Below are 25,816 nucleotides of genomic sequence, written 5' to 3'. Positions count from 1 at the left end.
AGCACAGGGAATTATTCTTTGTGCTTTTTTTAAACATTATTATGCAAAGAAATTTTTTACTTATTGCTGCAGTCTTCTTATTTCTAGAAGCGTATATCTATCAGGCAATAAGAACATTAACGGATAACTCCTGGATAAGAGCCGGATATTGGATTTTATCTTTGGCGGTTTACGGCTTTTTCGCTTACGAAGTTTCCCACTTCCAAAGATCAGACAGAAGCACTGTGAGGGCTCAGATTATGATCTCTCTATTTTTAGTTTTTATTTTACCTAAAATTTTCATCGTTCTGTTTTTGTTGATTGATGATATTTTCAGAACGGGAGGGTATTTAATCGGACTAACGAGGCCAACCGAGAACTTTTTCCCGGAAAGAAGAAAGTTTTTAAACATCATGGGGCTTGGTTTAGGAGGTGTACTTTCTGCATTATTTATTGATGGAATCACTTTTGGGAAATACCGTCATAAAGTAAGAAGAGTGAGAATAAATTTCACCAATCTTCCGAAAAGCTTTAAAGGCTATAAAATCATACAAATCTCAGACGTCCACAGCGGAAGTTTCTCAGACCCAAGTAAACTGGAACATGCCATTGATCTAATTAATGAACAAAACCCTGATTTGGTTCTATTCACAGGAGATATGGTGAATAATATTGCGGATGAATTCAAACCGTTTATTCCTTTATTTTCAAAGATCAAAGCTAAAGATGGGAAATTTGCGGTACTGGGAAACCATGATTACGCAGATTATGTGACATGGACTTCACTTGATGCAAAAAAGAAAAATCTGGATACACTTATCGATTATGAAAAACAGGCAGGTTTTGATATGCTTCGAAATGAACATAGAGTAATTGAGAAAAACGGTGAAAAAATTTATATTCTAGGCGTTGAAAACTGGGGATTAAAACCCTTTCCACAATTTGGAAAACTGGATGACGCTTTGAAAGGAGTCCCGGAATCAGCAACAAAGATATTAATGAGCCATGACCCTACCCATTTTGATTACGTGGTTAAAAAACACCCAATCGACGTTCATTTAACACTATCCGGCCACACACATGGAATGCAGTTTGGTTTAGATTTAAAAAACATAAAATGGTCACCTGTACAATATCGTTACCCGAAATGGGCTGATTTATACGAAAGTGAAGGTAAAATGCTTTATGTAAACAGAGGTTTTGGTGTATTAGGGTACCCTGGAAGAGTTGGGGTTTTACCGGAAATTACGCTTTTTGAATTGGCTTAATATTTTTCTCCCTCGGATATTTTTTAATTCATGGAAATATTTGTGGAATTTTTGTTTAAATTATTTCTCGCAGATTTCACTGATTAAGCAGATTTCTTTCAAATAATTAATCTAAAAAGAAAACAAACATCTGTGTAAACCTGTTAATCTGAGAGAGAAGAAAATTAAAAAATATAATCTTTCATACGGGAAGTAGCCATCTCCTTCTCGTTGATCCAGCTAAGGAGGGCATCTAATTTGTCCTCCATTTTTTTGCCTGAAAATAAGCTTCTGTAGAAAGGAATTTCAAACGGGTACTTTTTAAAATCAGTAAACTGCCACGAGTTCAGATAGATCAGAACGAAATCATCATTCTTCAATGTTTCGAACACCATATTCTTGTAGTATTTCATCGGCAGAACCTGGAATACAAAATCATTATACGGTAACTGGCTGTAAGGAGAGATACTTTCCGGAACAATACTCAATCCGTCTTCTTCAGTGATCTCTGTGTTTCTTTGTAAGCGTTTGAAGGGAAAAAGAATTTCCGCATTATCAATATTGGAAACATAATTGAATTCCAACATTTTTAAATCTTCCTGACGAAGCCGGATATCTTTCTGACGAATTCCTCTTATTTGTTTTTCTAAAAATTCTTCCGTCTTTTTTTTAGCTTCTTCAATTTCCCGAAGATTTGAGTCTTTATTATAAAAAGCAATTTCATGCCCTTGGGATGAAATTGCTTTTATAAGATTTTGGAGTTTTTCAGTGAGAGAAATCTCAATAAAAAAGCTCGCTTTATTGTCATGAATATCTAAAGTTCTGAGAATAGCTTTTGTATTATCTTCTGTAATTTTCAGTCTTTCAACATCAGAGATCTGAACACCATTTTTGGCCTTAGCCTCAATATTTATTACATTAAAAGTGAATAATACCATATAAACTATTTTCTATATAAAATTTATAAACTACATTAAATCAGACGTTAAAAGTGTTTTTATTTAAACTAAAACTTTAAATAATTAATTTTTCTCTAATTTAACTTTTAAATTCTTGATCATGTCCTTAGACATTTCGGAAATTCCAAAATCGTATGTCAGTCCCCAGTCTTTTTTAGCAATGGAATCATCAATGGATGACGGCCAAGAATCTGCAATAGCCTGTCTGAAATCTGGTTTATAATCAATCTTAAAATCCGGAATTTCTTTCTTGATTTCTTCCGCCAGTTCTTTTGGAGTGAAAGACATTCCACCCAAATTATAAGACGAACGGATCGTTAGACTTTCTTTTGGAGCTTCCATTAATTTCAATGTTGCATTGATGGCATCATCCATATACAACATCGGCATTGCTGTATTTTCTGAAATGAAACTGGTATACTTTCCTTCTTCAACAGCTTCGTAAAAAATCTCTACAGCATAGTCGGTAGTTCCTCCACCCGCTGGAGTTTTCCATGAAATCAATCCGGGATACCTGATGCTTCGCACATCTACTCCATGCTTATCAAAATAATATTCGCACCATTTTTCACCTGCCATTTTAGAAATCCCATACACTGTAGTAGGATTTAAAACAACATCCTGAGCTACATTTTCTTTGGGAATTCCTTTTCCAAAAACTGCGATTGAACTTGGCCAGAAAATCTTTTTAAGCAAACCTTCTTTAGCCAATTCACAAAAGTGAAGCAATGGCTCCAGGTTTAATTTCCATGCGAAAATAGGCTGCTTTTCTGATGTTCCTGACAGAAGAGATGCTAAGTGGTAGACTGTTGTAATTTCATAGTCTTTAATCACCTGTTTTACCAATTGGGTATTGGTAACATCCATTCTTTCGTAATATCCGGCAGAAGTAATTCCTTTCTGCCATCTATCCAATCCTGAAGCTACTACATTTTCGGCTCCGTGGATTTCAACAAGTCTGTTCGTAAGTTCGGTACCGATCTGTCCCAGGGCACCCGTAATCAATATTTTTTCCGTATAGGATTCCATTTTATACTTTTTTTAGAATTGTACAAAAGTAAAAAAATCATGCTAATCATAATAAAAAAAGGTTCATTTAAAAAATACCACTATTTTTAATGTGAAAAGGAAATTAAAATAAGACTTTAAAAAAGGATCTCTCTGATAATTTTTCATCAGTTATACTTTTAAAAAAATAACATTTACTATAAAAGTCACTCATTATATCAATAAAAAGGCTGTTATACCAGTAATATAATTGTATAAATTCATAAAAATCATATAAAATATAACCTGGATAAAAAAGGAAGAATACACGTTTCATGGCGACAGCAATGGTTCTCATTAAAAAAATATATACTTTTGTTCTTTAAACTCAATGGTATGAAAAAGATTTTTATTGCTACCGTACTTTTAGCCGGAAATTTTTACTGGGCTCAGTTCACCGATATCAACATCGTAAAGGAAGTTAAAGTAAAAAACAAAGGGGTTGTAGTCTCTGCACATCCTTTGGCGAGTGAAGCTGGAGCAAAAGTGTTAAAAATGGGCGGTAATGCATATGATGCTATTATTGCCACACAATATGCCCTGGCAGTTGTGTATCCTCAGGCCGGAAATATAGGCGGCGGCGGTTTTTTGGTGGGAGTAAAAAATAACGGTGAGAAATTTACGCTGGATTACCGGGAAACGGCTCCTAAAAAAGCTTCCCGGGATATGTACATTGATAAAACAGGGAAAGCCAATACCGATTTATCTCAAAACGGAAGATTAGCAGTAGGAATTCCGGGAAGTATCGCCGGTTTTTTTGCTACTCTGAAATATGGTAAGCTTCCTATGGATAAAATTATCCAGCCTGCTATTGATCTGGCCGAACAAGGCTTTGCTATTACAGAAAAAGAAGCTGATATGCTTAATACCCATAAAGAAAGCTTCCAGAAACATAATTCATCTTCTATAATTTTCGTAAAAAATACGCCCTGGAAAGCAGGTGATATTCTGGTTCAAAAAGAACTGGCAGAAACACTGAAGCTTATTCAGAAATTAGGAGCAAAAGGTTTTTATGAAGGAAAAACAGCTGCTCTTTTGGTAGCTGAAATGAAAAGAGGAAATGGAATCATCACCATTGAAGATTTAAAAAATTATAAAGTTGCCGAAAGAAAAGCACTGGAATTTGATTATAAAGGAAATAAGGTAGTTTCCATGCCTCTACCCTCCAGCGGCGGTGTTCTTTTAGCTCAAATGCTCAGAATGGCGAGCTTTGAAAATCTTGAAAAATACCAGCAGAATTCTACTCCGGCTGTACAGATTATGGTAGAAGCAGAACGAAGAGCTTATGCTGACCGGGCGGAATATATGGGCGATCCGGATTTTATCACGGACAAAACCAATTATCTAATTTCTGATGAATATCTTAAAGGAAGATGGAAAAGTTTCAGCTTCAATAAAGCAACGCCCAGTTCGGAAGTAGGAAAAATCATTAATCAGCCTAAAGAATCCACTGAAACCACCCATATTTCTGTAATTGATAAGGAAGGAAACGCAGCATCGGTAACCACCACATTAAATGGATATTACGGAAGCAAAGTAATGGTTTCGGGAGCCGGATTCTTTTTAAATAATGAAATGGATGATTTCTCTATAAAACCTGGAGTTCCTAATATGTTTGGGGCTGTAGGTGGTGAAGCGAATTCAATTCAGCCTAATAAAAGAATGCTTTCTTCGATGACCCCTACTATTTTACTAAAAGATGGAAAACCCTTTATGGTAGTGGGAACTCCAGGTGGAACTACAATTCCGACTTCGGTATATCAGTCTATCGTAGACATTGTGGACTTTAAGTTAAATGCCAATATTTCCGTGAATGCTCCTAAATTCCACCATCAGTGGCTTCCGGAAACTGTAACGGTAGAAAACAATTTCCCGGAATCAACGATCGCAGATCTTAAAACCAAAAATTATGTGGTTGAAAAGGTTAAACTGATTGGAAAAACAGAAATGATCGTCATTGACACTAATGGAAATATTCAGGCTGTTGCAGACGGAAGAGGTGACGATTCTGTTGCTGTTGAATGATAATTGGTTGATGGCTGTTAGTATTTGGTGTTTAGTTTTTAGTGATCTTGGTACTGATTGGTGTGGTAAGAAATAAAAGATTTTTCAAAATGCTGTGGATCAGCTGAGAATGTATTTTTATGACTTTCGTCATGAATCCCGATAAAATTTTCTTATTTTTCGCCATTCAAAAATCAAAAATCATTGCATTTGAAAGCTAAAAAAATACACCACCAACTTTACTTCCAGGTTATTATCGCGATTATTGCCGGTATCTGTTTAGGAAGATTTTATCCTGAATTGGGAGAAAAAATGAAGCCATTGGGCGACGGCTTCATTAAACTGGTAAAAATGATCATCGCTCCGGTTATCTTCATTACCCTTACTTTGGGAATTGCCCATATGACCGATCTTAAAAAAGTAGGAAGAATTGCGGTAAAGGCCATGATCTACTTTTTTACTTTTTCTACATTAGCTTTGATCATAGGGTTGATTGTAGGAAATATTTTACAGCCTGGATCCGGATTAAACATCGATCCTGCGACACTTTCCGGTGATGTTTCCCAATACCAGCAGAAAGCACACGAATCTACGCTTACAGGATTTATTATGAATATCATTCCTGAAACGTTATTCAGTCCGTTGATTGGTGAAAATATCCTTCAGGTACTGCTTGTTTCGGTATTAATGGGAGTGGCTTTAGTGTTAACGAAAGAAAAAAGCAAAAGAGTAACGGAATTCCTCCAGGATTTGTCAACTCCTATATTCAAAATAGTCCATATGCTGATGAAAATGGCTCCTATTGGAGCTTTCGGAGCAATGGCTTTCACGATTGGAAAATACGGTCTGCATTCTGTTATCAACTTATTATTTTTAGTAGGTACATTCTATATTACCTCTGCCCTGTTTGTGGTGTTGGTTTTAGGTGCTGTTGCCTGGTATAACGGGTTCAATATTTTTAAACTGATCTATTACCTTAAAGAAGAACTTTTACTTGTATTGGGAACAAGCTCTTCAGAATCTGCACTTCCTGGTGTGATGGAGAAGCTCGAAAAAGCCGGCTGTTCAAGAGCTATCGTAGGTTTGGTAGTGCCCACCGGTTATTCTTTTAATCTGGACGGAACCAATATCTACATGACTCTGGCCTCTTTATTTATAGCACAGGCTCTGAATATCCATCTTCCGATTGAAAAGCAGATCATGCTTCTTCTTGTGGCTATGCTGAGTTCAAAAGGGGCTGCCGGAGTTACAGGTGCCGGATTTGTTACGCTGGCTGCAACGCTGGCTGTTGTTCCTGAAATTCCTATTGCCGGCATGACCTTGATTTTAGGAATTGATAAATTCATGAGTGAATGCCGTGCTTTAACGAATGTCATTGGGAATTCTGTAGCTACTGTAGTGGTAGCCAACTGGGAAAAGCAACTGGATAAAGAGCAATTGCATTTTTGCCTGGATCATCCTCACGAGATTGAGAAAAAACTTGAGATGTAAAATAAGCATCTGTAAATAATAAACCCCGGTTTCAGCTAGCTGAAACCGGGGTTTATTATTTTAAAATTGTAAGCTATTATATAAGAATATTTAAGCTCGCAGGGGAAACTTTTACATGAACAGGTGATTTTATTTTATTAAACTCTCCATCAAGATGCCAGTTTGTGGTATTGACCTTAAATTCTATTTCTGAAACAGGAAGATACGTTACATAATCATCGTCTTTCAGTTTTTTAGTAAACATTCTATAGGCAAAAAGAGCGGAATAGGATAATGGAAATTTTTTCACCAGTACCATATCTACCAGTCCATCACTTTTGCTTGCATTGGGTGCGATGTACGCATTGTTTCCAAATTGGCGGGTATTGGCAATATTCAGCATAAGATATCTTCCATTGTACTTCTGATACTGCTCCTCGGAAAACTTCACCTTTATCGGTTTGTAATTAAAAAAGGTTTTAAGAGAAACCTTAATATAATTTTTAAAACCGCGGTCTGTTTTTTCAAATTCCTTGACCACTTTACCATCAAATCCTGTCCCTGAAACATTGATAGATAGTCTTCCATTGACCGTAAATGTATCAATTTTCCTGGATTTTTTAGCCGTCAGTTTTCCGAGCAATTCGTCCAAATTTTTGCTAAATTTCGTTTCATTGGAAAATCCGTTTCCTGAACCTGCCGGAAAAATTGCCAAAATTTTATCTGTACTGATAAGATTTTTTGCCACAGTAGAAATAGTTCCATCCCCTCCTATCGCTACAAAAATATCAATATTATCAAACTGTTTTTGGATAAAATCGTCTGTTCCCTGAATAGATTCTGAGATATAATACAGAGGGTCCTGAACCTTTTTTCTCAATTCATTGAGAAATGGCTGATAATTCTTTTTAGCTGAAAAAGGATTAATAATAAAAGCTACTTTTTCCATCACCGCAAAAATAGAAAATGCTTCTGTAATTGGGAAACAATAATTTACTTAATTTTCATTCTTTCTTTAAATTCCGGAGTTAAAGTACCTTTTAAATCCGCCCAGGAAACAGGAATGATAATATCTCCTGCGGCAAAAGCAGTGATTTCATATGGACTGTAATGAAAATATAGATTTTTATCATCAAAATAAAAATTATTTGAAACAGGAATTATATCTACCAAAAGCATCTCTGAATTTTTCACTTCACCTTTTTCATCGGTAGTTCCACTTGGTACCTTGTTAATATTGTTCATTAAAATAGGCTCAAGCTTGCTTTTAGAAATCGTAGTAATGTCTTTCAACTCCACTTTTCTATTGTTTTTAAGATCAAAAACTCTTTCTACATAGCCATATTCGTCATGAGCACCTCCGATATACGCATTTGAAGAGTATTGTATATGCATATAACCGTTGGTATTGGAAACCAGCTTCATATCAGAATCTGTATACCAGGTCTGTGCATTGGTGATATCTGAAATAAAATCTTTAGTGTCCTGCTCCGTAGAGGTGAAGTATTGTTTCTTTTCTTTTTCCAAATAGGCCTGAAGACCATTTTTAGAAAAGTCTCTGCTTCCTTTATTATTCAAATAAATGCTGTCCAAAAGCTTTTGGTCTTTTATTCCAGGAAAAACAAGGAGCTTAGAGGTATATCTAAGGCTCAAGAATTTACCTATTTTAATGGAATCATCTACTTTAACAGAATCTACTTCAAACTTTTCGGGCTGGGCAGTTTGCTCGGTTTGTGCTGTATTTTCCTGCTTAGTCTGCTCCGTTTTTTTACACGCAGAGAAAATAAAGAAAGAGGAAAGCGCCAGAATGGCAGTTGTATTTTTCATATTATTATTTTGTATAGATATGCAAAAACCATTCAAAAGATGAATGGTTTTTAAAAATATTCTGTTTTTAATGTAAACATTGTTTACATTTTACATCAAAAATTATTTCTTAATGAGGCTTATTACCTGGTTTTCATTTTTAGAAGCGGTTTCCCATATTTTTTTAAATGCGGGATAATATTCTTTAGGATAATCCGGGCTGGCGACTTTCGTTGTTGAAGTTACTTCCAGCTTATTTCCTTTCTGTTCTACCGCATAACTATATTCTATTTCCTTATCTTCCGTTACAATTCTTTTATTTTTAGGCATTTCTTCAATAGTGTACCCTTCTGGAATTTCTAATATTACTTTTTTAACTTTAGTGTATGGAGTAAGAAAATCTATACGGTACTTTCTTTCCCCAGTCTGGTCAAATTCATTGGAATTTTTACTTAAAAATAACATTGGATTGATGATTATTTTCTTTCCAACTCTATCAATTAAGTTTTCTGAAGAAAATTTCATTGTGCTTTCAAATTCTCCATTATCTAATACTTTAGAATTAATGTCAGTAAAATCAACATCAAAATTTTCTTTATATTGCTTTTTGTACTTATCTGCATTTTCATCATAGCCTTCTTTTGTCAGCATTGCAAATGTCCCTTTATTTTTTTCAGTATAATTTCCAGTAATCAATCCATTGTCATCAATTTTCACGTCAACATTCAGATATCGAAAGCTTGTTTTAGAATTCACCATTTGAATTTGTTTCGCACTTTCTTTTGAAAACACAATACCATATTGATTCCAGTCTCTTGCAGGCAATTCATCTAATGATGACTGCTTAGAAGTCGCGTCATATAAAAGGTACCCCTCTTTATTTTCTATTGCTGCAATAACAAAATCTAATTTTGAAGCATCTGGAAATGCCATATTAATTAATCCATTATCTACAGTAGAAATAGCCAAAGGCTCAGCTTTCAATCCGGCTTCTCTCAGCATCAAGATTAAGAAAAGGTTGATATCCCCGGCATTACCACTTTTGGTTTCTAAAAGTTTTTTGAAACCATTTTCCGTTCCAATACCTCTTTTCTTATTCCATGTAAAGGTATCTCTTACATATTTGAATATTGCATTCGCTTTTTCAGTATCATTTTTCATATTCAAAACATCTGCCGGCATATTTTCCTTTGCCAGTTTAGTCTTTTCTAATTGCCCTCCAAAACTCTTATTTTCATAAAGCATTTTACGCATTTGCTCCCATGACATAGAATATTGCTGAACATTACCAGAAAAAGTAGTGGAATGCAATTCTGCACTTATTTTACCTCTGTAATTTCTATCATTATTCACAAATTTCTCTGTTTTAAAACTTTTCACGTTATCAAACCCAAATTTATAAGTTTTATACTGTACATCATTTGCATGACTTTCATCAATTAGTCTATAGTTTGGAGTAATTGCGCCTACATAATTTATATTATACAACACATTAATAGGTGTATTTAGAACATATTCAGTATATAAGGACGGAATATCATCTTCTATGGTCACTTCCGGAACCGAAAATAAGAATGGAGATTCAATTTCATATCTATACTCTAATACTGAACCGTCTTTAACATTTGGAAATGCTAATTTAGCGATCAGAATATTTTCATCTTCTTTACTTTTATACCTCGAGTCTTTATCTATTTTTGTAGAAACTACTTTGCCATTTTCAAGATTATAGGTAGAAGCTTTCATATTAGAAAGATATTCATGAGCTCCTCCAGTCTGAAAAAGTGGAATTTCAAGATTAAGCCATTTTTCTGCTTTATCTTTATTGTATATTTTTATTCTGTAAAAATATCTTTTACTAAGCAGACCTGAAGTACCACTAATTACAAAACTTTCGGATCTATATAAAAATTCTGCAGGAGCATTTTCATCAATCAAAGACTTGGGTTTTGACAAATCTGCTTCATTAAATTTAGGAGGGGTAAGAAATTCATGTTTCTGAGCATTAAAAACAGTTAAAGTTATGATGCTGCATGTGAATAATATTATTTTTTTCATGGTTAGATCTTCGTAATTAGAATTTTTGTGTTATCAATGTTCATTATTTTTTTCCTGAAACTGATATAGTTATTGTATTTTTCCTTAGTGTATATTCCTTTTTTTATTTTTATAATCCTTTGTACTTTAAGATTGTCTCCATTTTTCACAACCTTCAATGTGTATTCTCCAAATTCAGAATTAAGACTAAAGTCATCCGGTATTTCTTCTATTTTATAATTTTTTGGAATTATGAAATCTATATCATACTCATCCTGAAAAGCCTGTCCTATTTCAAATGGAAGTTCTCTGTTTTCATCATTCTTATAGATATTACTTGAATATATTGGCACTGCTCTAAACATCATACTGCTGCCTGCTTTTTTTGAAAAATTAACGGCCTTAAAATCAACATTAAATTTGGCAATAGCATTATCCTTATCATTCACAAAATTTTTCATTTCAATTTTTTCAAAATTCAAAACGTCAAATTTCTTTTTAAGTATTTCATTTTTCTCTGTTGGAGATAGACTTACAAAACCAAAATTATAATCATACTGGCTTCCGGCAAATGACATTAGTGCTTCCCCATCAATACTATTATCTTCATTAATTTTCACCTTCAACATTTGTTTTTCTGTATTCTGTTCAGCGGAAGAGCTTGGTGTATTAATAAATTCTATTCCATCTTTTTTAATGGCAAGCACATTTCTATCTGTAGTAGAAAAACTCAGATGATTAAAAGCAATCTGCTGGGATGTATTTTCAAGCCAAATATTCCCTTTTTCAGTGGGAACCATTAAAATCGCATGGTTACCACCCATTTTAGGGAAGTCCGGATCAAATAAAACTTGAGATGGGTTTGAATTGATTACACAATAGTAAGAAGGAATCCCTGCTTCATCCAATAATGTCTTCATATAATTGGTAAGGCCTTTACAATCTCCATATCCTTTTTTGTACACTTCATCAGGAAGCATTGGCTGCCAGCCTCCAATACCTAAAGCTACAAATATGTATCTCGTTTTTGCCTGCATATATTGGTAGAGCTTTTTCACTTTTTCTTCTGTAGAGCCCTGAAGATTAAGAGATGCTACTTCGGCTTTAATAGACGGTGTGGAGACCGACACAGGCTGTAGAATATTATTATAATACCAAGTGCCAAATTCTTTCCAGCTGTTGATACCTCCTTTATGCCCTTCAAGATTAAACTGAGCTAAAGAAAAACTTACTTTTGGTAATATTTTTACAGGTTGCGGAAGTAATGATAATCCATCAATAGCCGCAACATTTTTATAAGCATAAGATTTTTCTTCTCCGCTGCTATTCTCCTGAACATTTGCATAATTATATTGAGATGCATACGTTTTCGTTCTGAGCTCTATTCCCGATTTATTAATAACCTTAAACTGCGCTTCTTCCAGGGAAGTATTAAGTGTTGAGAATGGAACAAAATCCGGAATAAACACAGTATTTTCATTTGTAGTAGTATATGAAAAATCTACGGTATAAGGATATTGTACAGAAGAATACGGCAACACCAAAATTCTACTATCGGAATAAAATGAGCTTTGTGAATTATTCGAAAAATCACTAAAATCAGACTTTGAAAAGCTTTTTACTTTTTTACCAGATTCATCATATATTGTAACTTTTACATCAGATACATGATCACCTTTTCCATAAGGAATGTAGACCATAGCTTTTGACACTCCATCTTTATTAAGAACTGTCGTAACGGTATTGTACTGATATTTTATTTCATCAATTTTATTGATTTGTACTGTCGTAAAATCCCTTCGGATAACAGCATCAGCGTTTTTCTTTAAATTTTCGGGAATGGCAGTAGCCGGAAAGGTCTGCGCATAATATATTGAAGCTAAGGAGAAAGCCCCAATACAAAGTATTTTCATCATATATATTAAAATTAGGCAAAAATAGTAAAATCTTAACAAATGTTAAAATTATTTTTTTGGCACAAAAAAAGGCTTCATTGCTGAAGCCTTTATGTATTTATTCCCAGATTAATTATGCATCAATCTTAGCATATTTAGCATTTTTCTCGATAAATTCTCTTCTTGGCGGAACTTCATCTCCCATTAGCATAGAGAAAACACTGTCGGCTTCTACTGCATTGTCAATGGTTACCTGCTTTAGAATTCTATGTTCAGGGTTTAGAGTTGTTTCCCAAAGCTGTTCAGGGTTCATTTCCCCAAGACCTTTATAACGCTGTACCTCAACACCTTTACCATCCGGAGATAATTCCAGGGTAAACTGCTCACGTTCTTTTTCGTTATAAGCATATACTTTTTTGTTACCTTTCTTTAATAAGTATAACGGAGGTTGTGCAATATAAATATATCCGTTTTCAATAAGCTCCTTCATAAATCTAAAGAAGAAAGTAAGAATCAGGGTAGAAATGTGAGATCCATCAATATCAGCATCGGTCATGATAACCACTTTATGATATCTTAGTTTAGCCATATTCAATGCTTTGCTGTCTTCTTCTGTTCCTACGGAAACACCAAGAGCTGTATAAATATTTTTAATTTCTTCGTTATCATACACTTTATGAAGCATAGACTTCTCAACATTCAGAATCTTACCTCTCAAAGGAAGAATGGCCTGGAAGTGTCTGTCTCTACCCTGCTTTGCTGTTCCACCTGCGGAATCTCCCTCCACAAGGAACAATTCAGATTCTTCAGGACTTTTTGATGAACAGTCAGATAATTTTCCGGGAAGTCCGGAACCGCCCATTGGCGATTTTCTCTGAACCATTTCACGAGCTTTCTTCGCTGCCTGTCTTGCTTTTGCCGCTAAAACTACTTTCTGAACAATAATTTTTGCTTCATTAGGGTTTTCTTCAAGGAAGTTGGTAAGCATTTCCCCTACAATTTTGTCAACCGCTCCTGAAACTTCAGAGTTTCCTAGTTTCGTTTTCGTCTGACCTTCAAACTGAGGTTCCATTACTTTTACAGAAATTACAGCAGTCAATCCTTCACGGAAATCATCACCGGTAATTTCTACTTTTTCTTTCTGAGGAATTCCTAAATCATCTGCATATTTTTTCAAAGTTCTCGTCAAAGCACGTCTGAAACCTGCTAAGTGAGTTCCCCCTTCATGGGTATTGATATTGTTTACATAAGAGTGAAGATTTTCACTGAATGAAGTATTATAACGCATAGCAACCTCAACCGGAATATCATCTCTTTCCGCTTCCATGAAGATCACATTCTCCATGATAGACTCTCTGTTTCCGTCAATATATTCAACGAACTCTTTTAGTCCTCCTTCAGAATGGAAAACTTCCGCAGGAAATGATCCGTCTTCGTTAGGATTTCTCTCATCAATAAGGGTTATTGTAATTCCTTTATTAAGGAAAGCCAGTTCACGTAATCTTGTGGCAAGCGTATCGTAGTTGTAAACCGTTTCCTGAAAGATTGTATTATCCGGTTGGAAGAAAACTTCTGTTCCTCTTTCGTCGGTAATTCCTATTTCAGCAACATCTGCAAGTGCTTTTCCTTCTGAATATTTTTGTTGATATAATTTACCGTTAAGGCTTACTGTAGCCACCAATAAAGTGGAAAGTGCGTTCACACACGATACCCCAACTCCATGAAGACCTCCGGATACTTTGTAAGAATCCTTATCAAATTTTCCTCCTGCTCCAATTTTAGTCATTACAACCTCTAAAGCAGATTTTTGTTCTTTTTCGTGAAAATCTACAGGAATCCCTCTACCGTTATCTTTTACAGAAATACTCTCTCCTTCATGGATGGTTACCAAAATGGTATCGCAATACCCTGCCAAAGCCTCATCGATAGAGTTATCTACTACCTCATAAACCAAATGATGAAGACCTCTTACTCCTACATCACCAATGTACATAGATGGTCTTAATCGAACGTGTTCCATGCCTTCTAATGCCTGGATACTACTAGCTGTATATTGTTTTTGACTCATATAAAATTAATAAATTTGCCTAATGCAAAGACCTACAAATATCGTGATTTTTTTCGACTTATGAAAGTTAAAATGTGTCAAAAAAGTATTGTTTTAAATATAAAAAACAGACTTTGGCCAGTATGATTATTGATGGTTCTTTTACCAACGAACTTTATACTTTTCAGAATCAATTTTTTATCACTTTAAAAGATAATCTTATCCTTTATTTCTTTTCAATCAATTTTTCGAATCTTCACAGCAAACTATCTTTTCATTTAAACAGCAAAGCTCATAGGACACTATAAAAGAATCTGACCTCCGGTAGAAAGCAACAAGCTTAACGCGCAAAAGCATCTAAATTATCATCTATTTCCCAAACAGCAACTGTATTAAATCATATTATACATCCGTATTTTATATGTAAATTTATGTACCCAAAAATTGATATTATGGATGATTTCATTGCAGCGCGTGCGCAGATGGCTATATCTCTTGGCTTCCACATTATTTTCGCCTGCGTAGGAATGGTGATGCCCTTCTTAATGGCTTTTGCCCACTGGAAATACCTTAAAACCAATAACGAAGTATATAAAGGCCTTACAAAAGCCTGGAGCAAAGGTGTTGCCATCCTTTTTGCTACCGGTGCCGTTTCAGGCACCATGCTTTCCTTTGAACTTGGACTTCTCTGGCCGGGATTTATGAAACACGCCGGGCCTATTTTCGGAATGCCTTTCTCTTTAGAAGGAACTGCTTTCTTTATTGAAGCCATTGCAATAGGTTTTTTCCTGTATGGCTGGGATAAATTTAACAAATGGTTCCATTGGTTCTGTGGATTTCTTGTAGGATTAAGCGGACTGGCCTCAGGAATTTTGGTGGTTGCTGCCAATGCATGGATGAATTCACCTTCAGGGTTTGATTATATTAATGGACAGTATGTAAATATAGATCCTATTAAGGCTATGTTTAATGAAGCCTGGTTCCCACAGGCGCTCCATATGACTGTTGCTGCATTTTGTGCTACAGGATTTGTAGTAGCCGGAGTTCACGCTTATTTAATAATGCGTAAAAAGAATGCGGAATTTCATACCAAGGCATTTAAAATAGCTGCCGGTTTTGCACTGATTGGTGCATTTGGCGCGCCCTTAAGCGGAGATGTAGCCGCTAAATCGGTTGCAAAAAGACAACCTATTAAACTTGCTGCGATGGAAGCCCATTTTGAAACGGAAAAAGGTGCTCCATTCATTCTTGGTGGTATTCCTGATGAATCAAAAGGAGAGGTAAAATATGCGATTAAGATTCCAAAAGTGTTGAGCTTCTTGGTAAGCAATGATTTCAATGCTGAAGTAAAAGGTCTGAATGACTTCCCAAGAGATGAATGGCCTCCTGTTGCCATAGTTCACTATTCTTTTCAAATTATGATCTTCTTTGGTGTTGTGATGATATGCATCGGAAGTGTTTATTTATATGCTTTTTTATTCAGGAAAGAATGGCTTTCTAAAAACTGGCTTCTAAAAACATTTCTTTTCGCGACTCCTTTTGGATATATTGCGCTGGAAGCAGGCTGGACGGTAACTGAAGTCGGCCGGCAGCCCTGGATTATCTACGGTGTGATGAGGACTATAGATGCGGTTACCCCGATGCCGGGAATTCAGTATTCTTTCTACTTTTTCACAGCTATATTTGTTTCTTTATCATTGATCATTATTTTCCTTTTGAGAAGACAGATCAAGATGGTCCCAAAACTTTACGACCCTACCGATATTCAGTTTAAAACTAAAAACAAAGAATTATGATTTACGTTGTTATAGGCTTTCTTTGGCTTTCCATGTGTCTTTATCTTATTTTAGGCGGAGCTGATTTCGGAGCAGGAATTGTTGAACTTTTTACTTCTAAAAAGGCGCGTCCCAAAACAAAAGAAATTATGTATGAATCCATCGCACCCGTTTGGGAAGCGAATCATATGTGGCTGATTATTGCCATTGTTATTCTTTTTGTAGGATTTCCGGAAATTTACACAACAATGTCGACCTATCTTCATATTCCTCTAGTTCTGATGCTTTTGGGAATCATCGCAAGAGGAACCGCTTTTACATTCAGGCATTACGACGCCGTGAAAGATGACTGGCAGATTTTATATACCCAAATCTTTTACTACGCAAGTCTATTAACACCTTTTTTCTTAGGACTTATTGCTGCAGCTACTGTTTCTCAGTCGATCAATCCAGATGCTAAAACATTTTTAGACCTGTATATTTTCAGCTGGCTGAACTGGTTTGGTGTTGCCGTAGGTTTATTTACAGTTGCCCTTTGTGCTTATCTGGCATCAATTTTTTCATTAAGAGAAACCCGTGATAAGTTGGATCTAACCTTAATGATCAAAAAATCTAAACAAACTATGATCTTCGTAGTCTTAACAGGAGCATTGGTATTTTTAACAGCGTATTTATCTGGTATTCCTTTGGTAACTTGGGTCTTTTCAAAACCATTGGGTATTATGGCTATTTCCTTTGCTACCGTTGCTTTAGTATTAATTTTCCGCGCAATGAAAAACCGAAAATTACTTCCGGTACGTGCGCTGGCAGGCTTCCAGGTGATTATGATCTTAGTCGCTGCAACCTATCAGCACAATCCGGATATCATCCTATTGGGAAACGGACAGCATCTTTCATTGCTGGAACACATTGCTGCCCCGAAAACAATTTCAGCACTAGGCTGGGCTTTGATGCTGGGATCGCTATTTATATTGCCTTTTCTCTTTTACCTGATGTTTTCTTTCAGTAAATTAAAAAAATAATAATAAATAATTTTTAAAGTTTCATAACTTCTAAATATAAAGAAACTGATGTAGAATTCTACATCAGTTTCTTTTTAAGATTAAATATTATAATTGTTAGCCAATGATATCAAGTCTACAAATTAATCTTTAATGAACTTTGTCTGATAGCTTTTTTTGTTTGTCTTTATTAGCAACAGATAAGTTCCTTTTGTAAGATTGGCTACGTTATTTTTCAGAACAAATGTTTTTACTATTGATCTTCCCACCATATCAAAAATTTCTACTGACTCCAACTTTTCATTATTATATAATTGTATATTGAATTCATCCTGAACCGGATTAGGATAAATAGATAGTTTCCCTGCTTTATCTATTTCTGATGTACTTAGCACTGCAGTTCTAATATACCTTGACAAATATGTTTTATATGATCCCATTGTATATCGATATTTATTTATAATCAGAAACTTATTTCCTGGTACTATTTTAGCATCAATTATAAATCCGGTATTATCTTTTGTATAGTAGAAAGAATTATTATTAAAAGTATAATCTTCAGCACCATTAGACTTTAGTCTCATAATAATTTTCATATCAGGATAATTTCCAGGACTACCACCAATCATTTTTCCTCCAAAAAAAACGATATTTCCATCTGAATCAAAATCAGCAGTATAAAAACTTGGCTTTATAAATTCTGTTATAGTTTTTACTCCATTTATTCCAAAATTAGTATCGATTAACCCATTAGAAGTATACTTCTTAATTGTCATTGTAGATGAAACATTATCAATAGAAAAAGTAATAATTTCATCAGTATTTTTATTCAAATAGAATGTTCCTAAAAGCGCAGTTGGATTACCATATGTTGTATCTATGTTACCATTAAAATCAAGTCTGGAGCTTCCAGCCACATTACCTATGTATAAATAATTATTAGAGAGTCTTATAATTGAAGTAGCAGTATTAAAGTTGAAATTGTTATCAGTTTGCCCATTAGACAGCAGTTTCTTTATTTTACCTGATAAATCTTGAAGATACAAATTTGAATTATTATCAATAAATGCTTTTTCAATTGGATAATTTATTGTCACAGTACCATTAACACCGTAAGACAAGTCCAAAACTCCATTTGAATCATATTTATTTATAGTACGACCTAGATTTGGGGACGATAGATTCCAAAATATATAAATATTTTGATCATTAGCAACAAGAGTTTTTCCAGGTTCAAAATTGGCTACCGGAATCGGAATGGATCCATTAACTCCAAAACTCAAGTCATAGCTTCCGTCCTGAGTTTTTTTTTTCAGATTTAACCCTCCAGTTGACAATAGAGTATTTCCATTTGGTGTAAATAGATATGGAAATGTCTCCCAACCAGTAGGGCCTCCAATATAATTTGGATCAGAAGTTACATAAAATTGACTTTTAATACTAATTACTAAAAGGAAAATAAAAAGATAAAGTAGTTTCATAAAGTTTGTTTTTTTATCCTCTCTAGAAAATTTGTATAAATATAGTATTTCTTTTCAAAATATTATGGTAACTTTATTATAAAACGATTTCTAACCAATTTTCCCTTAACGACTTTTCTTTATTTCACATTAAATTTCATTTCTGCACTAATAAAAACTGTTTAAAACAACTAATTATCCCATTAAAAAAACATCAATGAGTATCTGTATTTTTAACTTTTTCATTTTCTAAAAAGTTAAATTTCTAGTCAATCTTTTAGAAATTGCTGATTAGGCATTATGTTATTATGTGTGTTATTCCCCTCAATATTATAACAATTGATAATTCTGTCATTTATATGAAATACATAAGTATTGGCCCCTATAAAAACTCATTGCCTGCAAAATTGTATTGATAATAAAAAATTAATATTAAAATCCTAATAGATAAATATTTCTTATTAAAGCTGATATTTTCATTAAAGATCATTCTAAGTTAATCCTCAAATATCTAGACAAAAAAAAGCGAACGTTAAGTTCGCTTTTTTTTGTCTAGATATTTTTTATTTTATGTTAGCTTAATCATAAGAATATCATCAATCTTCTCCACTTTTACCAAATTATTCTTAGTTAAAGTCTTAGAAGCCTTATCCCATTTCTTCCCTGAAAGCTTACTTGCCGTCTTAACATCATTTAGAGAAAGCTGGTCACCTGATTTTAAAATATCAAGAATTGCTTTTTCATCCTCTCCCAATTCAATTTGAGCCACTGCTTTTTCCGGTCTCATCTGAGGGAAAAATAATACTTCCTGGATAGATGCATTATTCGTAAGGAACATAATTAATCTGTCCATTCCGATTCCTAATCCTGATGTTGGCGGCATTCCGTACTCCAACGCTCTAAGGAAATCTTCATCAATAAACTGTCCTGCTTCATCATCTCCCTTCTCAGCCAGTTTCAGCTGTTCCTCAAAACGCTCTCTCTGATCGATCGGATCATTAAGCTCTGAATACGCATTTGCAATTTCTTTTCCGCAAACCATTAATTCAAAACGCTCAGTAAGGCCTTCTTTACTTCTATGTTTTTTAGTTAAAGGTGACATTTCAATCGGATAATCCGTAATGAAGGTCGGTTGAATGAAGTTTCCTTCACATTTTTCACCGAAGATCTCATCTATCAGTTTTCCTTTACCCATCGTTTCATTCACTTCAATTCCGATTGACTTGGCAAAATCAAACAATTCCTGCTCAGTTTTTCCAGTGATATCAAAACCTGTGAATTTTTGGATAGCTTCTGTCATTGAAACTCTTGGATATGGAGCTTTCCAGCTGATCTGATGTTCCCCGAAAGTAGATTCAGCATTTCCGTTCACCTGGGTTGCACAGAATTCCAATAACTTTTCAGTAAAATCCATCATCCAGTTGTAGTCTTTATAAGCTACATAAATTTCCATAGCGGTAAATTCCGGGTTATGGGTTCTGTCCATCCCTTCATTTCTGAAGTTTTTAGAGAACTCATACACTCCGTCAAAACCTCCCACGATCAATCTTTTCAGATATAATTCGTTGGCAATTCTTAAATATAATGGAATATCCAACGCATTATGATGCGTTATAAATGGTCTTGCCGCTGCTCCACCTGGAATTGACTGTAGAATAGGTGTTTCCACCTCAAAATATCCTGCAGTATTAAAGAAAGTTCTCATCGCATTGAACAATTTTGTTCTTTTTACGAAAATTTCTTTGATATGAGGGTTTACTGTTAAATCTACATAACGCTGTCTGTATCTTAGTTCAGCATCATTAAAGGCATCATGCACAACTCCATTTTCATCAGTTTTTGCCTGAGGAAGCGGACGTAATGCTTTTGTAAGCAGGGTGAAGTTCTTAACCAACACTGTTTTCTCTCCAACCTGTGTTGTGAATAAATCACCTTCAATACCAATAATATCTCCTATATCTAAAAGGTGTTTGTAAACTTCATTATACAAAGTTTTGTCTTCACCTGTACAGATCTCATCTCTATTAAAATATACCTGAATTTTACCTGTAGAATCCTGCAATTCAGCAAAAGAAGCCTTCCCTTGAATTCTGCGGGACATCAATCTACCAGCGATCTTCACCTGTTTATTTTCAGAGAAATCCTGTTTTATAGACTCAGTAGTGTCTGTAATTGTATACTCATCCGCAGGGAATGCATTTATTCCCATTTCTCCAAGCTTGGTCAGCTTTTCTCGTCTAATGATTTCTTGTTCTGATAATTGCATTGTATCTATTTAAAATAACGTGCAAAATTAGTGATTTTTGAATTGATGGTCAATGCCTTTTCTCAGAAATTTATTAAATGTAGGAGAAGAATGTCAATTGTGAAGTGTCAATTGGCTTCGCCGTGAAATTATCAGCCCGAATTATTAACAGTTTAATTGTCAATTGTGAATTTGTTTATATCGTTATCAATCCACCATTCACTTGCGAAGCAAATTCATTTTTCACTTTACATAACAATCTTCCGATCTTGCTCAGGAATAAAGGTCCAGGCTAATATTCTGCTTATTTTCTGGCCTTGCGCCATATCAATAGTTTTGAACTCTATCGCTTTAACTTTCTTTAAAAGTGCAGTCAGTGGATGCAGATGATCTTTTTTAGAAACCAAACAGGTAAACCAAAGTACCTGTGATGAATACAAAGCACTTTCATGAATCATTTTTGTGATAAAGGCCAATTCGCCTCCTTCACACCATAATTCGGATTGCTGGCCACCAAAATTAAGATGAGCTTTCTGAGTTTTTGATTTATTAAGATTCTTTGTTTTCCTAATATTTCCCTTTATGGCAGACTCTTCAGAGTCATGAAAAGGAGGATTGCACATTGAAAATGTGAACCGATCTGTACTGCCAATAATGTTTTTAAAGATATGAGCCGGATCAGGCTGCTGCTTTAATTGAATATTCGAAGATATATCCGGATTATGCTGTAAAATATGTCTTGCATTCTCCAGGGAATTCCGGTTGATATCTGTTCCCAGCATAGTCCATCCATAGGATTGGTGAGCAATTAAAGGATACACAAGATTGGCTCCTACTCCAATATCCAACCCCGTTACAGAAGTTCCTGTCGGGACATCTTTATGGTGTTCAGCCAGTAAATCGGCAATATAATGTACATAATCCGCCCGCCCCGGAATGGGAGGACAAAGGTTAGAATCAGGAATATCCCAGTCCTGTACATTATAAAAATGCAGCAACAGGGCTTTATTAAGCAGTTTTACAGCCTTTGGAAGGCTGAAATTAATTGTCACCGTTTGATAGGCATTCACAAAAACATACTGCTTCAGTTCCGGCACACAAGAAATAAGCTGATCAAAATCATACGGATTACGATGCAGATTTCTTGTGTGCAGACTGGACTTTTCGATAGTCATATTTTATTTTTTCTGACTTAAAATATAGGCTACCATTTTTTTTGCATCTTCTTGAGATACCTGAGGATGGGCGGCCATAGGAACACTTCCCCAAACTCCACTTCCGCCTTCTATAATTTTGGAAGCCAGCAGGTCAATATCTTTTTCCGAATATTTCTCTGCGATTTCCTTATAAGAAGGTCCTATCATTCTCTCGCTGGCAGAGTGACATCCCGAACAGTCTAATGTCGCGATAATCTGATCACCTGAAAGGTTTGATGCCTCAGGTTTTGAAACAGATTGCGTTTCAGAAGATGTGGATTCCACTGCCGTATTTTCTTTTTTAGAACAGGAAAAGATCAAAAGACCTAACGCTCCTGCCAAAAGGAATTTTTTCATTATTTTTTTGCTGTAGAATCTGTTTTAGCAGCTTCAGGAGCAGGCGTTACGGGAGTCGCAGCTACCGGTGCTGCAGGTTTTGCTGAAGAATCTGCTACAGTAGGTGCTGCTGGCTCTTCAAGCATGGTGTTGCTGTCTTGCAATGTATGATCTGGTTTTTTAGAACAGTTTACAACAAATAAACTTCCGATAAATGCAATTGCTAATACTTTTTTCATTATTTTTTCTATAAAATTTAAGCAAAAATATAAAAAATAAATGGTTGAAATAATGATATCTGACCACTTTACCTACATTTTCAGGAAATTTTAAGATTATTGTTTATTATTAGCAAAGAAATTTTAAATTTAAACGATGATAATACTTTCTAAAATACTGTTTTTCACCAGTCATCATGGTTTTTATACAACGATTATTCTTTTTGTATTTTTTGGGCTGCTTTTTAAGATAATGAAAAAGGTCTGGCTACTCATTCCTATTATTCCGCTGGCTATTCTGAACGGATTGGCCGGTGAATATTTAAACGCATGGTTCCTGAACACATATGGAGTTGAAAGCACAGCAATTATAACATCTGATACTGAAACAAATTCCACACTGAATGAGCGGTATATTCATGATTATGAAGCTATTGTAAAGAAACAGGATGGAACATATGTAGACACTTTTTTTTCAACTACAACAGCAGCCATCTACCCTCTCGAAAATGCCATCAGAATTCCGCAGGTAGAAAAAGCGTTTCCGGTAAAGTATATTCCGGGATATGAGAAAAACATTGTGATTCTTTACTACCAGTCTGAAGAAGGAAAAGTGCTGTTGGAATACGAAAAAAAGGCCCCTGTAGAATCTGCAAGAATCAAATATGAAACAGACAAAACCAATAAAAAATTCATTCAGGAATATATTGAAGCTTTGGAGGAATACAACAGGTTCAATGAGAAGGCAGAAAACAAAATAAAAATTGAAGAATTAAGAAAAGAATTGTCACAGCTGAAATAATGATTCCAGCTTTAAGTTTTTTTAAGTGGTATTTTTATTTGTTTTTATCATAAAAATTTTTCTACATTTGTCACATGTTTACAATGAGCAACAATACATGGTGGTGGCTTTCAAACTCTTCGTCGGGTCTGGAGTTATTGTCACGTTGCTAATTTTGCAATACAAATAATTAACAATAATATATAAAGGCTTTGACGGATACCGTCAGAGCCTTTTTCATTATGTACCATCAACAAAAAATAAACAGCAAATGCTTAATCAGAAAATAAAAATAAAAACAGTATCAAAGAAAACATTGGGAGACTTGCAGACTCCGATGAATATTTACCTTCAGATCCGCGATAAATTCAGAGATACAATTCTTTTGGAAAGCTCGGATTCTAAAAATATTGATAACAATTTTTCTTTCATCGCGATCAATGCTGTGGCAGGAATTGAAATTAAAAACCTTAAGGAATTTGAAATAAAACTACCCAATTCTGAACCGGTTAAACAGTTTATCATTGATAATACCATTACAGATGTATTTGCAGAGTTCAGCAATATGTTTGAGTGCGAAAAGACCAATGATCCCATTGAAGAAACTGCCCAAAGCCTTTTTGGATACACCAGCTTTGAAGCAGTACAGTTCTTTGAAAATGTCACATTAAAAGCACAGAGCCCGGAAGTAGAAATCCCAATCCTTCGGTACAGATTATACCAGTACGTCATTGCCATTAATCATTATAATGACGAAATGCACATTATTGAAAACCAAATGGAAGGGGTGAAATCCGATCTTCATCTTCTGGAAAATTTAATTAAGAATAAAAATTCGGTGATCTACCCATTTGAAAAAACAGGTGATGAAACCTCCAATATTACTGATGAAGAGTATATTGAACTGGTAAAAACTGCACAGAAGCACTGTATGCGAGGGGATGTTTTCCAACTGGTGCTGAGCAGAAGGTTTGAGCAAAAGTTCCAGGGTGATGAATTCAATGTTTACCGTGCTTTGAGAAACATCAACCCTTCTCCTTATCTTTTCTTTTTTGATTATGGAAATTACAAATTATTCGGTTCCAGCCCTGAAAGCCAGTTAATCATTAAAAACAACCAGGCTGTTATCCACCCAATTGCGGGAACATTCAAAAGAACGGGACATCTGGAAACCGATCTTCAGGCGGCAGAAGCTTTAAAACATGATCCTAAAGAAAATGCAGAACATACAATGCTGGTAGATCTGGCAAGAAATGATCTGGGAAAACTGGGAAAAAATGTAACGGTTACCAAACTGAAAGAGATCCAGCTTTTCTCTCATGTCATCCACATGGTAAGTGAAGTGACGGCAGATCTTCCGGAAGATATCAATCCTTTAGAAATGGTTTCAGCGACTTTCCCTCAGGGAACGTTAAGCGGAGCACCGAAACACAAAGCCCTTCAGCTGATTAATCAATACGAAAAAGATTCCCGTGGGTATTATGGCGGATGTATCGGGATGATAGGACTGAACGGCACATGCAACCAGGCTATTATGATCAGAACTTTTTTAAGTAAAAATAACACGCTGTATTACCAGGCTGGTGCAGGAATAGTTGCCAAATCAAATCCGGAAAGTGAACTGCAGGAAGTGAATAATAAGCTCAACGCGCTTAAAAAAGCCGTAGAAAAAGCAGAAAAAATAGGATACTAATACACAAAGCAGCAAGAAATGAAAAATACGATAGAACCATCAGCATCCAAAGTCTTAGTTTTCGACAATTATGACAGTTTTACTTACAACCTTGTTCAGATCATTGAAAGAATTCTGAATCAAAAGGTAGATGTCGTAAGAAATGATAAAATCACCTTGGAAGAAGTTGATCAATACGACAAAATAATACTATCTCCAGGCCCCGGAATTCCTGAGGAAGCTGGTATATTATTAGATCTTATCAAGAAATATGCACCCACCAAAAGTATATTGGGTGTATGTCTGGGACAACAGGCGATTGCTGAAGCTTTTGGAGGAAGTCTGATTAATCTTTCTGAGATCTTCCATGGAGTGGCAACCTCCACTGAACTGGTAAAAGACGACACTAAACTTTTTAGCAATTTGTCAAGTGGCTTTGAAGCCGGCAGATATCACAGCTGGGCGGTCAGCCGTGAGGATTTCCCTGCAGCACTGGAAATTACCGCTGTTGACAAAGACGGAATGATCATGGCTCTGCAACATAAAACTTATGACGTACATGGCGTTCAGTTCCACCCCGAAAGTATTTTGACTCCTGAAGGAGAAGTGATTATTAGAAATTTCCTTTTACATTAAATTCC

The 25,816-nt window shown here is 35.1% G+C and carries 20 protein-coding genes; 8 read left to right on the top strand and 12 right to left on the bottom strand.

All coding sequences use genetic code 11. The features are described from left to right. The first annotated feature begins 41 nt into the window (after positions 1–41). Positions 42–1,247 carry a metallophosphoesterase gene (locus tag IW15_RS04570; protein ID WP_034709869.1) on the top strand — a complete coding sequence of 402 codons (1,206 nt, stop codon included), beginning with the start codon at positions 42–44 and terminating at the stop codon, positions 1,245–1,247. 164 nt (positions 1,248–1,411) lie between these two features. Here the strand turns inward: IW15_RS04570 and IW15_RS04565 are convergent, their stop codons facing one another. Beyond that, positions 1,412–2,164 carry a polysaccharide deacetylase family protein gene (locus IW15_RS04565; RefSeq protein WP_034709594.1) on the bottom strand — a complete coding sequence of 251 codons (753 nt, stop codon included), beginning with the start codon at positions 2,162–2,164 and terminating at the stop codon, positions 1,412–1,414. Between the two features lie 84 nt (positions 2,165–2,248). Then, positions 2,249–3,214, bottom strand: a complete 966-nt coding sequence (locus tag IW15_RS04560) for an NAD-dependent epimerase/dehydratase family protein (protein ID WP_034709593.1) — start codon at positions 3,212–3,214, stop codon at positions 2,249–2,251. A gap of 354 nt (positions 3,215–3,568) precedes the next feature. Between IW15_RS04560 and ggt the strand changes: the two genes are divergently transcribed. Next, positions 3,569–5,257, top strand: a complete 1,689-nt coding sequence (gene ggt, locus IW15_RS04555) for a gamma-glutamyltransferase (RefSeq protein WP_034709592.1) — start codon at positions 3,569–3,571, stop codon at positions 5,255–5,257. 189 nt (positions 5,258–5,446) lie between these two features. Continuing rightward, positions 5,447–6,727: a dicarboxylate/amino acid:cation symporter gene (locus IW15_RS04550; RefSeq protein ID WP_051881754.1), complete on the top strand. Its 1,281-nt coding sequence runs from the start codon at positions 5,447–5,449 to the stop codon at positions 6,725–6,727. A 76-nt stretch (positions 6,728–6,803) separates the two neighbouring features. Here IW15_RS04550 and IW15_RS04545 read toward each other — a convergent pair whose 3' ends face one another. From IW15_RS04545 to gyrB, 5 genes are all read right to left on the bottom strand, one after another. Then, the gene (locus IW15_RS04545) at positions 6,804–7,655 is read right to left on the bottom strand and encodes a diacylglycerol/lipid kinase family protein (RefSeq protein ID WP_034709590.1); all 852 of its coding nucleotides are present in this window, start codon (positions 7,653–7,655) and stop codon (positions 6,804–6,806) included. 44 nt (positions 7,656–7,699) lie between these two features. Beyond that, positions 7,700–8,533 carry an RsiV family protein gene (locus tag IW15_RS04540; RefSeq protein ID WP_034709589.1) on the bottom strand — a complete coding sequence of 278 codons (834 nt, stop codon included), beginning with the start codon at positions 8,531–8,533 and terminating at the stop codon, positions 7,700–7,702. Between the two features lie 102 nt (positions 8,534–8,635). Beyond that, positions 8,636–10,570, bottom strand: a complete 1,935-nt coding sequence (locus tag IW15_RS04535; RefSeq protein WP_034709588.1) for a DUF3857 domain-containing protein — start codon at positions 10,568–10,570, stop codon at positions 8,636–8,638. 2 nt (positions 10,571–10,572) lie between these two features. Continuing rightward, the gene (locus tag IW15_RS04530; protein ID WP_034709587.1) at positions 10,573–12,465 is read right to left on the bottom strand and encodes a DUF3857 domain-containing transglutaminase family protein; all 1,893 of its coding nucleotides are present in this window, start codon (positions 12,463–12,465) and stop codon (positions 10,573–10,575) included. 112 nt (positions 12,466–12,577) lie between these two features. Continuing rightward, positions 12,578–14,512 (bottom strand): DNA topoisomerase (ATP-hydrolyzing) subunit B, encoded by a 1,935-nt coding sequence (gene gyrB, locus IW15_RS04525; protein WP_034709586.1) that lies wholly within the window; start codon positions 14,510–14,512, stop codon positions 12,578–12,580. A gap of 431 nt (positions 14,513–14,943) precedes the next feature. Between gyrB and IW15_RS04520 the strand changes: the two genes are divergently transcribed. Further along, positions 14,944–16,287, top strand: a complete 1,344-nt coding sequence (locus tag IW15_RS04520; protein ID WP_034709868.1) for a cytochrome ubiquinol oxidase subunit I — start codon at positions 14,944–14,946, stop codon at positions 16,285–16,287. Then, positions 16,284–17,288 carry a cytochrome d ubiquinol oxidase subunit II gene (locus IW15_RS04515; protein ID WP_034709585.1) on the top strand — a complete coding sequence of 335 codons (1,005 nt, stop codon included), beginning with the start codon at positions 16,284–16,286 and terminating at the stop codon, positions 17,286–17,288. Before IW15_RS04520 ends, IW15_RS04515 begins: the two co-directional genes overlap by 4 nt. A gap of 122 nt (positions 17,289–17,410) precedes the next feature. Here the strand turns inward: IW15_RS04515 and IW15_RS04510 are convergent, their stop codons facing one another. The 5 genes from IW15_RS04510 to IW15_RS04490 all read right to left on the bottom strand — a co-directional run bounded on the left by IW15_RS04510 (position 17,411) and on the right by IW15_RS04490 (position 22,743). Beyond that, positions 17,411–18,748, bottom strand: coding sequence for a T9SS type A sorting domain-containing protein (locus IW15_RS04510; protein ID WP_034709584.1), 1,338 nt, complete (start codon positions 18,746–18,748; stop codon positions 17,411–17,413). A 547-nt stretch (positions 18,749–19,295) separates the two neighbouring features. Next, positions 19,296–20,993, bottom strand: a complete 1,698-nt coding sequence (lysS, locus tag IW15_RS04505; protein WP_034709583.1) for a lysine--tRNA ligase — start codon at positions 20,991–20,993, stop codon at positions 19,296–19,298. Positions 20,994–21,220: 227 nt separating this feature from the next. Beyond that, positions 21,221–22,147 (bottom strand): 23S rRNA (adenine(1618)-N(6))-methyltransferase RlmF, encoded by a 927-nt coding sequence (gene rlmF / locus IW15_RS04500; RefSeq protein ID WP_034709582.1) that lies wholly within the window; start codon positions 22,145–22,147, stop codon positions 21,221–21,223. A 3-nt stretch (positions 22,148–22,150) separates the two neighbouring features. Continuing rightward, on the bottom strand, positions 22,151–22,525 hold the full coding sequence (locus IW15_RS04495; RefSeq protein ID WP_034709581.1) for a c-type cytochrome: 375 nt from the start codon (positions 22,523–22,525) through the stop codon (positions 22,151–22,153). Then, a complete protein-coding gene (locus tag IW15_RS04490) occupies positions 22,525–22,743 on the bottom strand; it encodes a hypothetical protein (RefSeq protein ID WP_034709580.1) in 219 nt (72 codons plus the stop codon). The genes IW15_RS04495 and IW15_RS04490 overlap by 1 nt, the downstream gene beginning before the upstream one ends. A gap of 232 nt (positions 22,744–22,975) precedes the next feature. Between IW15_RS04490 and IW15_RS04485 the strand changes: the two genes are divergently transcribed. The 3 genes from IW15_RS04485 to IW15_RS04475 all read left to right on the top strand — a co-directional run bounded on the left by IW15_RS04485 (position 22,976) and on the right by IW15_RS04475 (position 25,811). Next, on the top strand, positions 22,976–23,524 hold the full coding sequence (locus tag IW15_RS04485) for a hypothetical protein (RefSeq protein WP_228384300.1): 549 nt from the start codon (positions 22,976–22,978) through the stop codon (positions 23,522–23,524). A gap of 250 nt (positions 23,525–23,774) precedes the next feature. Continuing rightward, a complete protein-coding gene (locus tag IW15_RS04480) occupies positions 23,775–25,196 on the top strand; it encodes an anthranilate synthase component I family protein (RefSeq protein WP_034709576.1) in 1,422 nt (473 codons plus the stop codon). A gap of 18 nt (positions 25,197–25,214) precedes the next feature. Further along, a complete protein-coding gene (locus IW15_RS04475; protein WP_034709572.1) occupies positions 25,215–25,811 on the top strand; it encodes an anthranilate synthase component II in 597 nt (198 codons plus the stop codon). The last annotated feature ends 5 nt before the right edge of the window (positions 25,812–25,816 follow it).

This window comes from Chryseobacterium soli (genome assembly GCF_000737705.1).
GTDB classification, from domain to species: Bacteria; Bacteroidota; Bacteroidia; order Flavobacteriales; family Weeksellaceae; genus Chryseobacterium; species Chryseobacterium soli.
Note: the sequence above shows the minus strand (reverse complement) of the source record. Positions and strands in the feature narration are given on the sequence as shown.